10 protein-coding genes are annotated in these 12,549 nt (G+C 42.0%); 1 reads left to right on the forward strand and 9 read right to left on the reverse strand.

Going from position 1 to position 12,549, the window contains the following annotated elements:
* Positions 1 to 1,376 (reverse strand): ABC transporter transmembrane domain-containing protein (locus tag ABYB02_RS09395; RefSeq protein ID WP_372762210.1); only part of this gene is annotated, 1,376 nt, incomplete at its 3' end.
* A 60-nt stretch (positions 1,377 to 1,436) separates the two neighbouring features.
* Positions 1,437 to 3,704: a DNA internalization-related competence protein ComEC/Rec2 gene (locus ABYB02_RS09400; RefSeq protein WP_372762211.1), complete on the reverse strand. Its 2,268-nt coding sequence runs from the start codon at positions 3,702 to 3,704 to the stop codon at positions 1,437 to 1,439.
* On the opposite strand from ABYB02_RS09400, the gene ABYB02_RS09405 reads away from it, so the two are divergent.
* A complete protein-coding gene (locus ABYB02_RS09405; RefSeq protein WP_372762212.1) occupies positions 3,684 to 4,190 on the forward strand; it encodes a DUF2062 domain-containing protein in 507 nt (168 codons plus the stop codon). The genes ABYB02_RS09400 and ABYB02_RS09405 overlap by 21 nt on opposite strands.
* Before the next feature lie 81 nt (positions 4,191 to 4,271).
* Here ABYB02_RS09405 and ABYB02_RS09410 read toward each other — a convergent pair whose 3' ends face one another.
* From ABYB02_RS09410 to ABYB02_RS09440, 7 genes are all read right to left on the reverse strand, one after another.
* Positions 4,272 to 6,020 carry a DUF3466 family protein gene (locus ABYB02_RS09410; RefSeq protein WP_372762213.1) on the reverse strand — a complete coding sequence of 583 codons (1,749 nt, stop codon included), beginning with the start codon at positions 6,018 to 6,020 and terminating at the stop codon, positions 4,272 to 4,274.
* An 11-nt stretch (positions 6,021 to 6,031) separates the two neighbouring features.
* Entirely contained in the window at positions 6,032 to 7,942 is a 1,911-nt protein-coding gene (locus ABYB02_RS09415) for an ABC transporter ATP-binding protein (protein WP_372762214.1), read from the reverse strand.
* A 15-nt stretch (positions 7,943 to 7,957) separates the two neighbouring features.
* Complete coding sequence (locus tag ABYB02_RS09420; protein WP_372762215.1) at positions 7,958 to 8,197, reverse strand: glutaredoxin family protein; 240 nt, start codon at positions 8,195 to 8,197, stop codon at positions 7,958 to 7,960.
* Positions 8,190 to 10,307 (reverse strand): bifunctional 23S rRNA (guanine(2069)-N(7))-methyltransferase RlmK/23S rRNA (guanine(2445)-N(2))-methyltransferase RlmL, encoded by a 2,118-nt coding sequence (gene rlmKL, locus ABYB02_RS09425; protein ID WP_372762216.1) that lies wholly within the window; start codon positions 10,305 to 10,307, stop codon positions 8,190 to 8,192. The genes ABYB02_RS09420 and rlmKL overlap by 8 nt, the downstream gene beginning before the upstream one ends.
* A gap of 92 nt (positions 10,308 to 10,399) precedes the next feature.
* Positions 10,400 to 10,930 carry a cell division protein ZapC gene (locus ABYB02_RS09430; protein WP_372762217.1) on the reverse strand — a complete coding sequence of 177 codons (531 nt, stop codon included), beginning with the start codon at positions 10,928 to 10,930 and terminating at the stop codon, positions 10,400 to 10,402.
* Positions 10,931 to 11,059: 129 nt separating this feature from the next.
* Positions 11,060 to 12,070 carry a quinone-dependent dihydroorotate dehydrogenase gene (pyrD, locus tag ABYB02_RS09435; RefSeq protein WP_372762218.1) on the reverse strand — a complete coding sequence of 337 codons (1,011 nt, stop codon included), beginning with the start codon at positions 12,068 to 12,070 and terminating at the stop codon, positions 11,060 to 11,062.
* A 121-nt stretch (positions 12,071 to 12,191) separates the two neighbouring features.
* Positions 12,192 to 12,549: hypothetical protein (locus ABYB02_RS09440; protein ID WP_372762219.1), on the reverse strand; the 358-nt coding region annotated here is incomplete at its 5' end.

Here is a 12,549-nt window from a genome sequence, read left to right on the forward strand (position 1 = left end):
AACTCCCACACATGCGCTTGTTTCGCGACCTCGAGCAGTTCTTGCGAAGAAATGTCACGCTGCAAGCCATAACATATATTATTCGCAATCGAATCGTTAAACAGCACCACCTGTTGCGAAACCAAGGCGAATTGGCGCCGTAAATCTGCCAGTTTGTAGTCATTAAGCGCAATACCATCGAGTAAAATTTCACTCGGCGCGGTTAAATCATAATAACGCGGCAATAAATTAGAAATAGTTGACTTACCTGAGCCCGAGCGCCCAACCAGCGCAATGCTTTCACCTGCCTTAATCGTCAGTGACAAGTCGTTTAATACCGGCTCATCCTTAGTTGGGTATTTAAAGGTCACGTGCTTAATTTCAATTAAGCCGTGCGCTTTATCTATCGCGATGCTGCCGGTATCTTTTTCTATTTCTTCATCGAGCACTAAAAAGATACTCTGCGCCGCGGAAATACCGCGCTGCAGATCACTGTTTACATTTGCCAATTGCTTTAGCGGTCGCAGTAACATCATCATTGACGAGATCAGGACCACAAAATCTCCCGAGCTAATAGTGTCTATCATTGACGGTAACGACACCACCCATAAAATCACCGCCATAGCGCTGGCCGCTAACACCTGAATAATAGATACACTCAGCGCCTTGGTGGCATCCATTTTAATGCGCTGTTGACGGTTATGATTATTGATGCTGGCAAATTGATCGATTTCTTGTGTTTGCCCACCAAAGCCATGAATCACTTTATGACCACTTAACATTTGCTCAGAGCTACGGGTCACTTGACCCATCGCCGATTGAATATTTTTCGAGATATGACGAAAACGCTTTGACACCACAGTCACAATTACCGCCACCAGCGGGATGATCACCAAAAATATCAATGATAACTGCCAACTGGTGTAAAACATCACCGCGAGCAAAAACACCACAAACGCGCCTTCACGTACCACGATCAGCAATGCTTTGGTGATCGCTTGCTGTACCTGTTCAGTATCAAAGGTAATTTTTGAAATTAAATCACCAGTAGAGTTTTTATCGTGAAACGACACCGGCAAATGTAAAATATGTTCAAATAGCTGTTGGCGTAATGCACGCACCACTTGTGAGCCCACATAACTTAGGCAATACGATGACATAAAGTTAAACATGCCACGCCCTAATACCAAAGCAATCACCACAAAAGGGGCATACTTTAATACATCACTATTGCGCTGATTTAAACCTTCATCAATAAACGGCTTCATGAGTTGAATAAATAATGCGTCCATTCCCGAATAGCCAATCATGCCGATAATGGCCACCATGGCAATCGCCTTGTACGCACCAACATAAGAAACAAGCCGTTTATAAATTTGTGTAGTACTTTGCTCCATAACACTCTCTTTATACAGTGACAGCCTCTATTGTATCTTTAGAGCGACAAAAACTAAACGTCAATCTTTGATAAACCAATAACTTTCCTGCTCTCTTGCGCTTTCTACAACGAGTTTATCGCGATAAAATTTAATTCTGATCTGGCCATCTGTGCCAGTAATATACTGCTTGGCAGCTATCTGTTGATAGCGGCTTACTACCGCTTGATGGGGAAAATGCCATTGCCCTTGATACGCACTGGAATGCACCACGATATTTGGCTTTACCGCCGCCACAAACTCTGCACTTGAAGAGGTGCCACTGCCATGGTGAGGGCTAATTAACACATCAGCTGAGAGATCATAACTCGCGTTAAGCAGTGCTATTTCGCGCTGCTTGGAAATATCACCGGTAAATAAAACGCTGTAATGCGCATCACTAATTTTCATTACACAGGAATCATCATTACGATTATTAAGCTCTGCCGTTGGCAAGGTTTCGATAGTCAAACCATGAAAATCAATGCGTTTTGCTACACACGGCATGTTATAGCCGTTAGGATGAAAGGTGCTAAAACTTTCTGCATGTCCTGCGGCAATAAAGTGCCCAACCCCACCACCATGATCATTATCTTCGTGGCTCAACACCGCAGTACTCACATGGATATTATGCGCTTTAATATAGGGCAACAGAATACTGCGAGTGCGACTAAAGCGATTAAAGTAACTAGGACCAAAGTCATAAACCATGGCGTTGCCCTCTTTTACTACTAACACCATTAAGCCGTGCCCCACATCAAACACATTAAGCTGCCACGTACTGTTAGAGCTAAAATACTGATCAACATAAAACACACTCAACACTAGGCAGGCCAGCCATTTAAAGGGCGAAAAGTAGAGTAAGAGCAGAATCACATAGCTAAATAACATTAACTGAATGTCTATTTGGCCAATATTAAACCAGCGCCAATCGTCAGGAATGGATGTGAGCAGTTGGTACAAAAAGTAACAAAAGGCATCGAATAGCGTGATAACCGCCCCCATATCAAACACGCTACTTAGCAAAACAATAGATAATAGTAATGGCATGATAATAAAAGACAGTAACGGAATGGCCATTAAATTTAATACTAAGCCCGCTAAACTAACACCATTGAAAAAGTACACCGTCAGTGGTAATAAACCAATGAATAACGCGCATTGGATCACGCATAACAACGCCAACTTAGTGAGCACGTGCGTCCCCTGCAAAGGCACCTTGCTGATGATGGTAAAAATAATAACCACCGCGATAAATGAAAAATATAATCCAGGGTTTAATAAGTAAAAGGGGTTAACTAATAAAATAATCACCAACGCATATAAAATACTGCGCCACCGCAATGACTGTTTCGCTAAGTAATATAATAGTAAATAACACCCTAACATTAATAAAGCACGGGTTGCCGATACAATAAAGTCACTTAAGTACACATAACAGCATACCGCTACAAACCCTATTACACTGTAAAGCATAGATAAATTGACAGTTTGCTTAACATTCACGCTAATAACACAGAGCAACGTACGTACTAACATAAAGGTAAAGCCAAACACTAAGCTAATGTGCAAACCAGATATCGCTAATAAGTGGCTCAGTCCTAAGCTTTGCATTGTCAGCTTTTGCTGATAATCCATTAGTGATTTATCACCGGTAAGTAACACATAATACAGCCAGTTAAGCTCGGCATGTTTAAATAGCCGGTTAATGGCTTGTCTATACTTAATAACGGTGGGTGTAGTTTGGCTAGCGGTTATTTGTAAATTGTGATTCAGTATCTTGCCTTTAAAAAATATCTTTTGGCTAAATGCATATAATTGCTTGTCGAACACGGAAAAGTTTTTTGTCGTTCTAAATGGTTTTAATTTAGCAACAGCAGCAAAGCGATCGCCTATCTTTAGCGGCTGGGATGAACTCACACTCAACATAGCACTGGGCGCCACTAAACGAGAATAGCTTTGCTGCTCAATTTGCAAAATTTTGGCTTTAATATATTGTGGTGGCTGTGGCGAAATAACCTCTTCCACCACCACGTTGACCTGATATGCGTACTTTTCGTACTGCGTTGGCAACTCAAATGAATAAAAAACACTATAATGCAGTGCGATACAGCAAATAGCACAAAGAAAGCCTAACAAAACATTTGAAAACGGCTTAAAATAAGCACTCACAATAAGGATTGAAATTGTGATGACGCTAAATTCGAGGGTCTGGTAATAAAATACGGTTGTGACACAACCAAGCACAAACCCAAGACAAATCCACACTGAAGTATATGGTTGCTTTAAATGGCTAAGAAAACGATCCAACGATTTTTACCTGATCCAAATAAAATTAGACATCATAAATCCCTAAAAATATTTGGTCGCCTGCTACATGACGCAAATTTGTGGCATTTAAATAGGCGCTCAGCCCGCGGTGCTTTTGCTGTCGGATTATTTTTTGCCTTCATCCCTGTCCCCTTTCAAATGGTACTTGCAGCTGCTGCAGCCATTGTATTTAGAGTAAACTTGCCCATTTCCGTGGCATTAGTGTGGATAACCAACCCGCTTACCATGCCGCCCATTTTTTATGGCTCATACCTAATAGGTACATTGGTGTTAAATCAACCTGAGCAACACTTTCATTTTGAAGCCAGCTGGCCTTGGTTTGTAGAGAGCCTAACCACTATTGGCCCTGCTTTTCTAGTCGGCTCGTTAGTATCAGCGTCTGTTGCCGCCCTCATAGGGTATTTTGGTATTGATATTATTTGGCGCCGTTCAGTAAGGAAAGCTTGGAATACGCGCAACCAATAGCAAGCTCATTGGTAATAACTATAGACAAAAAAAGCCCACCTAAACAGGTGGGCTTTTTTAATCTGCCGGTGTTAAACGCTGTTAGAATTTAAACACGCGTCTAAAGCCAACTAAAGGTAATAATAATAAGCCAAGCCAAGAGAAACTCGCTGATTTGCGCTCATATTGCCCTTGCTCTGGAGGGGCACAGGTTTCAATTGTGCCACCCGGTATTGGCGAAAGCTTCACCGCAACGGCAATACTTTCAAATTCAGTTTTGCCATTCTCATCGGTGACCACCTCACCTAAAGAGTTACGTTTTTCAACGGTTTTTGTGGCTACCCCAAAGATTTCATTGTTCTCGTTAATGGCTTTCGCTTCACTGATAGTGTAACCATAACTAGACTCACCATCTACATCGTAACAAGGTAATAAATCATTTATGTTAGTGATTTTATCTTCGCCGATTTTATAAATAAACGCTTCAGAACGGCGTGAGCTATCCGCTACACCCACTTGCCCTTCACCAACGATAAACCCTTGGTTATTGATATCATTGGCTACCGAACTTGAGCTGGTAAAGTAATCCGTTGGAAATACCGTAGTGCCGCTGCTAATGTCATGATAAAAAAGCTTATTGCGCAGTGTGCCTTCAATACGTTTGGTCGCATAGCCTACAATAATATTATTATCGTTAATCGCTAACGCTTTACCACCTTGCCAATCATCGCGCTGCTCAATAAAATCAACCACGGCACCGTCTTTAAAATACGCTGGCATGGTTAAAATAGTGCTCTCACGGTCAAAGTAACGGGTATTTGACACGCCAACTGCCACCCCTTGGGTATTCACGGCTAATGCATTACTAATGTAAGCAAAATCATCTTCATCTTCTTTCGGCGTAAATGCTAAACCCAAAATCTCGGTATTGGTTACATTAAACTCGTTATCGAGCGTCCACTTCACTGCCTGTTTATTAAACAAGCCACGGGTACTGCGACTATTAATACTTTCAATACACGATGAAACAGGTTGATTCTTGCCTTCACAACTGTCGGTGATATTTTTTTCGCGTGCCGCAGGAATACTTACCGACACATTACCTACCACAATATAACCATCAGCTGTTTGTACTATGTCAGAGGCTTTACTGGTGCCACCATATTGGTTAAATGCCGGCTCAAGCTCCAGAGCCTTACTGCCATCACTCGCCAGTACAATACCGCGCTCGATAAAGTCGCGCACAAACCACGACTCTGCTTCACTGTCATTTTCTTTGGTAAACTGTATTTTATCAAATGGGGCACTGCCCCAGCCTACTGAAGTTCCGTCTTCGGCAACCGCATTATAAAAATTAGTTACTGAGCGCGTAACACCGGGGTAATCCAGCGAGTTAACATCATAAAATGTTTGCTCTGTGGCCGAATTAGCATCGCTGGGGTATTTAATCGCGGTTAACGAGCTTTGCTTTTGGTATTGGTAATTAGCAGACACATTCGCTAAAAAACGGACCATAAACGAATGCGCATCGGCATTTGTAGCAAGCGCGTTATTTTTTTCGATATCCTCAAGGGTAAAGGTGATTGCTTTATCACTGAGTTCAAATGCTCGGACTTCATTATTATAAGCGTTTTTAATTAAGCTCTCTGAAAAGTCGATATAGCTGATATCTATCGGCAAATCATATAAGCCGTTTGCTAAACCAATAACATGACCACTTTCACTTACATCGGTTACATAGGTGTGTTTTGCGCCTTCGAACGCGCCTAGCTCAGCTAATTGATAAGTAGCACTGTAAGCTGTGCTACTTATTGTTGCTAAAATACTGGCAGCGAGTAATTTATATTTCATTTTAGTCCTTACTACTGATTCTTTAATTCTTCAAGTTCTTCCCAGCGCTCAAACGCAGCTTCAAGGTCTGACTCAAGTTTTGCCAAATGGTTCAACGCCTTAGCTGTTACATCGCTATCTTGCTTAAAAAAATCGCCATCACTTACTATCGCTTGTTGTTGCTCAAGCTCAGCTTCGAGTGCTTCCATTTTATTAGGTAGCTGTTCTAATTCAAGTTTTAATTTGTAAGAGAGTTTGTTGCCCTTAGTGTCAGGCTTGGCCGCTGGCTGCGGCGCTTTTACTGCTTTTTTAACCGGTTGTTGGTGATTTCTTTCTTGCTCAGCTAAGTATTTAGTGTACGCCTCATAGTCACTGTAACCGCCAACAATATCGGTAATTTTGCCATCACCTTCAAATGCCCACACGCTAGAGCAAGTATTGTCGATAAATTCACGGTCATGGCTAACAATTAATACTGTCCCTTGGTATTGATTGATAATGTCTTCTAGCAATTCTAAGGTTTCAATATCCAGATCATTGGTTGGCTCATCAAGCACCAAAATGTTTGACGGTTTTAAAAATAGCTTAGCCAGTAATAATCTGTTTTTTTCACCACCCGATAAGGCTTTAACCGGGGTACGCGCGCGTGCAGGCGGAAATAAAAAGTCTTGCAAGTAACCTAGCACGTGACGCGAACGACCGCCCATCATCACTTCTTGCTTACCTTCTGCCACGTTATCTTGTACCGTGGCCTCTTCGTCTAGCTTTTCACGATACTGATCAAAATAAGCAAATTCTAAGTTAACCCCTTGCTTCGTTTCACCACTGTCAGGGGCTAAATCGCCAAACATTAATTTCAGTAATGTGGTTTTACCTATGCCGTTAGGGCCCACTAAACCAATGCGATCGCCGCGCATCACCAGCGTTGAGAAATCTTTAGCAATCACTTTATCTTTAAATGCATGGCATAGGTGCTTTGCTTCAAACACTAACTTACCTGAACGCTCTGCCACTTCAATATTAAAGTCTGTTTTACCCACTTGATCGACACGTTGCTTTCGCTCGTTACGCAATTGTTTTAGCTCACGTACTCGCCCTTCATTACGGGTTCTACGTGCTTTAACACCTTGGCGTATCCACGCTTCTTCTTCTGCTAAACGCTTATCAAATAACGCATTTTGACTTTCTTCTACTTTTAAATCGTGGGCTTTTTGTTCTAAATATGTTGCATAGTCACCCGGGTAAGACACCAACTTACCGCGATCTAAGTCTAAGATCCGTGTTGCCACAGCGCGAATAAAGGCACGGTCATGAGAAATAAACACAATCCCGCCTTTAAACTCTTTTAAAAACTGCTCTAGCCACATTACGCTGGTCATATCTAAGTGGTTCGTGGGCTCATCGAGTAATAACAAGTCAGGTTCACTCACCAAAGCGCGTGCTAACGCCACTTTACGTAACCAGCCACCCGATAATGACTCAAGTTTCGCGTCGGCGGTAAGCTCTAATTTAGTCAGTACTAATTGAATACGGCTATCGAAGCGCCAGCCATCAGCGGCTTCCAGTTGATTTGAGAGACGCTCAAGCTTATTGAGTAACTTATCAGTGCATTCTGTTTGTAGTTGCGTGCTCACATGATGAAAATCAATCAATAAGTTAGCAATTTCTGGCATACCTTGGGCAACGTAATCAAATACCGTACCACTGGCACCTTTTGGTGGATCTTGCTCTAAACGTGAGATTTTAAGACCACCTAGTTGATTAATTTCCCCATCGTCTAACACCACTTGGCCGTCGAGTACTTTTAATAGCGTCGATTTACCCGCGCCATTGCGACCCACCACACACACTCGTTCGCCACTTTCTATTACCGCATCGGCTTTATCCAGTAAAGCGTGCGTACCAAAAGCCAATTGTGCTTTTGCAATTCTAATTAAATCCATAATGCTTCTATGCTCTTATTCTGCTTGTGCTAAAAATTTACGCACATCGTGTGCATTAAAAGGCCAAAATAACTGTTGGCCTTGCTCACTTTTTAAAACCGGAATGCTAACTTGATAATCAGCAATTAGCTGCTCATCAGACATAATGTCTATTAGCAATAATTCATCGTTACTGTGCAGTAACGGCACCACAAGTTGCTCCGCTTGTTCACACAGATGACAGCCCTCGGTGTGATATAAACGCCACTTAGCCATGGGTAATTAACCAACTATTATGAATTTTTTTATTACGTTTAAAGTCCGGTGATAAGGTTTTATCTGAAATATTAACCGCTTTTAAACCTAAGCCAATTAAGCCGACTTCATCCATTACAAAGCCACGTTTGTTGTTGGAAAATATTAATGTTCCTGAAGGACTGAGTATCTTTTTCACCCAGGTTAATAATTTAATATGATCGCTTTGTACATCAAACGCGTCTTTCATCCGTTTTGAGTTAGAAAACGTTGGCGGATCTAAAAAGATCAAATCGTATTGAGCGGTGGCGTGCTCGAGCCATTTTAAACAGTCTGCTTGCTCAAAACGGTAGCGGGTATTGTTAATATTATTCAACTCAAAGTTATCTTGGCCCCATTTTAAATAGGTTTTCGATAAATCAACCGTAGTAATCGCTTTTGCGCCGCCAAGGGCTGCATGCACTGACGCACTGCCAGTATAGGCAAACAAATTTAAAAAACGTTTATCTTTGGCATTTTGTTGAATATAACGGCGCACTAACCGGTGATCTAAAAACAAGCCCGTGTCTAAGTAATCAAATAAATTAACTTTAAATTTAGCCCCAAACTCTTCTACCACTTGGGTGCGGTTTTGCTTCGCCATCGGGGTGTATTGCTCTTCACCCTTTTGTTTTTTGCGTACTTTTACCGCAATATTTTCTGGCGCAATGTTAAGTTGCTCAGCCGTTAAACTGATCACATCTTGCAGGCGCTTTTCTGAGGTTTTTTCATCAATTTCTTTGGGTGCCGCGTATTCAAAAATTACCGCTGAATCGCCATAAATGTCGACTGCCACATTGTATTCTGGAATATCGGCGTCATACACTCGGTATGCTTGCACGGCGTTTTGTTTTAACCAGTTTTTTAACCCTTGCTTATTCTTTTTCAAGCGATTAGCAAACGCCATGGAGCTTTCAAAGTTCAATGCTTTTTTATCATCGCTGGTAAGGCTCACTTGTTTATCGTCAAGCTGATATAAGTTAAGTTCGACATCCAACGGGCCGTTTTTGAATTTGTAACGCTTTTGCTTCACTAGCTTCAATAACTTAAATAGGCTTTCATCCATGCCTAACAATGCCAGTTTCCAATGGTTAAAGTGCTTTTTAAAGCCCACCCCTAAATTACGGTGTAAATCAACGAGTTCAGCCATTGAGCCAATACGCTCACCATACGGTAAATTCGAAATAACCACGCCCGGTAACTTCGCCACGGCGGTTAACTTAGTGGCATCACTTTGCTTAAACTTAATCATGCTATCTAGTTCAGCGCGTTTTGCATTATCAATCGCTTTGCCAAGTACTTGGGCATCGTAATCATGACCAATAAGCCACAACTTCGGATCGGTAATTTGGGCAAAAAGCTGCTCTTTTAATTCTTTAAACTTAGCCGCTCTAAAGCTAGGTAAACGCTCAAAGGCAAAGCCTTCGCGAAATAACCCAGGGGCTTCATTGCGTGCCATGCCTGCGGCTTCAATCAAAATAGTGCCAGCACCACAACAGGGATCAAACAAAGGTTGGTTTACATTTTCAAGCCAGCCACTGCGTTTAATAATAGCGGCGGCTAAATGCTCTTTAATCGGTGCTTTACCTTGCCCTTGTCGGTAGCCACGCTCCGATAAACGTGGCCCAGAGTAATCAATATACAGAGACACCCCGTGGCGATTCAATCGTGCTACTACACGTACGTTGGCATCTTGCTTGTCAACATTTGGGCGTTGTTCGTATAAATCATTAAAGTAATCAACAATGGCATCTTTGATCACTAATCCCGAAAACTGGGTGTTTTTTAAGGCATCGTTGGTACCATTAAAATCAACCGCGAACGTTTGCGTGGGGCCAAACCACTCTTGCCAAGGTTGTAAACGGGCAAAATTGTAGAGGCTTTCTTTGTCATTTACGCCTTCTTTTTCTTCAATAAGCATAAGCACGCGAGTAGCAAAACGGGTGGCTAAACACACCTTTTGCGCGAGCAATGAGTCTGCCTCAAAGCGAACTGAACCCACAGTTTGCTTAGACACGGTCGCGCCAAGCTCTGTTAGTTCATCAACCAATAAATTTTCGATTCCGATAGAAGTAAGTGCGATAAATTGCAAAGTAATAACCCTTAATAGCTAATTGCGCAGGATTATAACATAGGTTTGCCGACAAACACGCCATAAAGAGACGCTGATATAATTAAATACCGTCAGGCGGTTTTACAATTAAACTGCTGATTTAAGAGGGGGTGAACACGGTTATTTAACACGCGAATCGCTTCAAACTGCTGCAGTGATAAATTTTCGTCTAACTGAAAGGTATCGCTTAGGTTTATACACACAGACGCGTCGCTGCTGTGCTCTACAATTAAAAATTCGCCCGACTGCACTTTGGAGGTTAACATTATCACGGCCTCAGTGCTTGGCGTTGAGCCCGTGTACGGCGCAAAAAACCAACTCTTTGGCAATACCGGCTTTAATTGAAATTTAACAGCTGTGGCATTGAGTGCAATTTGACACAATTGCGCCGCATTCCATAAATTAAATTGCGCAAGGTATTGATAGACTTGCTCGTAAAAGGCAGCATCTTCTAGGCTAAAGTAAGGGTTTTTAAATGTAGCGTCGGTGAGTTGTCTTAATTTATAAGGGGTACATAATTGCATATCATCATTTAAATCAAGCAATAAGCGGTTTCTTTTGGCACAAGCTATCCATTGCCATTGCTTTGTTGCTTGTAACATAGTTCCCCCCTTTGCTTAACATTTAAATATTATCAACACAATAAGCATAGAGTATAGCGGCTTTTGACCATTTTTTAAATATTTTATTAGAACATTTATTGAACGATCAAAAGCTTATAGAACCGATCCCTATAAGGCGTTAACGATCGATCTGACCAATTTGGGTCCTTTATAAATAAAGCCGGTGTACACTTGCACTAAATCGGCACCGGCCGTGATTTTTTCTTTGGCAGATTCAGCGTCATCAATACCGCCCACGCCTATAATAGGTAACTGCCCTGCTGTTAAGCGTTTTAGCTCACTGACAACGTGTGTAGCACGCGTTCTGACTGGGTATCCCGATAAGCCACCGGCTTCATCCGCGTATTGCTGCCCTGCAACCATGCTACGCTCAAGTGTGGTATTGGTGGCGATCACCCCATCAATTTTATTACTTAATAACGAGCCACTCACTTGCTCTAATTGCACGGCATCAAGATCCGGGGCTATTTTCACCAACATAGGCACCTGTTTATTATGCTTTGCGATTAGATCAAGCTGCTCGTTTTTTAAACTTTGCAATAAGTCATCCAGCGCAGCACCGTATTGTAAATCGCGTAACCCTGGCGTGTTAGGCGATGAAATGTTCACTGTGATATAAGAGGCATGCTGAAATACTTTACGCATACAGTGAATGTAATCGTCTTTACCTTGCTCATTTGGGGTGTCTTTATTTTTGCCAATGTTAATACCCAAAATGCCATTGTAGTTTGCCGCTTTAACATTATTAACTAAGTTATCTACACCTTTATTGTTAAACCCCATGCGATTAATAATCGCATTTGATTGCGGTAACCTAAAAATACGCGGTTTATCATTACCGGCTTGTGGGCGAGGAGTCACCGTACCGACCTCTACAAAGCCAAAGCCCATTTGCGCAAATGCATCGATACATTCCGCGTTTTTATCCAGTCCAGCAGCCAGGCCCACCGCGTTTTTAAACTCTAGCCCTAAAAAGTTAACCGGTTTATTCGCCACACTTTGTGACCACGCGGCACTTACCGGGGTGTTGGCAAAACGACTTAAGTTATTAAGAGCGAACTCATGCGCCCACTCCGCATCACGGGTAAACATAAAACGGCGAGCTAAATCGTAAAACATGACTAGAATCCTCTGAATAAAATTAAGACAAAAAAATACCTCAGACCAGGCTGAGGTATTGTATAACAAAAATAGTCATCCACCGTTATTTCAGTTAAAAATAATGGTGTAAAGGCTAAATTTATTTCACTTTCGTGTCACAGTTGTGGCTAAGTAGCATTAATTCACGTAGTGCCACTGAGAATTTAGCAAAATCATGGGTTTGTGATGTTCTAAATTCAGCCAACATTTGTTGCCAACGCTGTAATAACACGTGTTGATCATCCATCCACTGCTCAATTTGGGCATTAACGTCTTTATCATCCCCTTCAAAGCCGTTTAACACCACTTCTGAAAGGATACGTTGTTGCCAATCAAGCTCTTCACGGTACGATGCACGGGCTAATGCCTGCCAATGGTTAGCGACCGGTTGCTTAGTAATTTGCTCTAGGAACCAATGTAAGCCCATGCCTGCACCTAACTTGAAGTACGTATGCGAC

This window comes from Pseudoalteromonas sp., from assembly GCF_041613455.1.
In the GTDB taxonomy this organism is placed as follows: domain Bacteria; phylum Pseudomonadota; class Gammaproteobacteria; order Enterobacterales; family Alteromonadaceae; genus Pseudoalteromonas.

Bases quoted from the DNA above. Each gene is read 5' to 3' on its own strand.
- ABYB02_RS09405 (WP_372762212.1), top strand. From the start codon at position 3,684: ATGGCTAAGAAAACGATCCAACGATTTTTACCTGATCCAAATAAAATT.
- ABYB02_RS09430 (WP_372762217.1), bottom strand. From the start codon at position 10,930: ATGTTACAAGCAACAAAGCAATGGCAATGGATAGCTTGTGCCAAAAGA.
- ABYB02_RS09410 (WP_372762213.1), bottom strand. From the start codon at position 6,020: ATGAAATATAAATTACTCGCTGCCAGTATTTTAGCAACAATAAGTAGC.
- pyrD (WP_372762218.1), bottom strand. From the start codon at position 12,070: ATGTTTTACGATTTAGCTCGCCGTTTTATGTTTACCCGTGATGCGGAG.
- ABYB02_RS09415 (WP_372762214.1), bottom strand. From the start codon at position 7,942: ATGGATTTAATTAGAATTGCAAAAGCACAATTGGCTTTTGGTACGCAC.
- ABYB02_RS09420 (WP_372762215.1), bottom strand. From the start codon at position 8,197: ATGGCTAAGTGGCGTTTATATCACACCGAGGGCTGTCATCTGTGTGAA.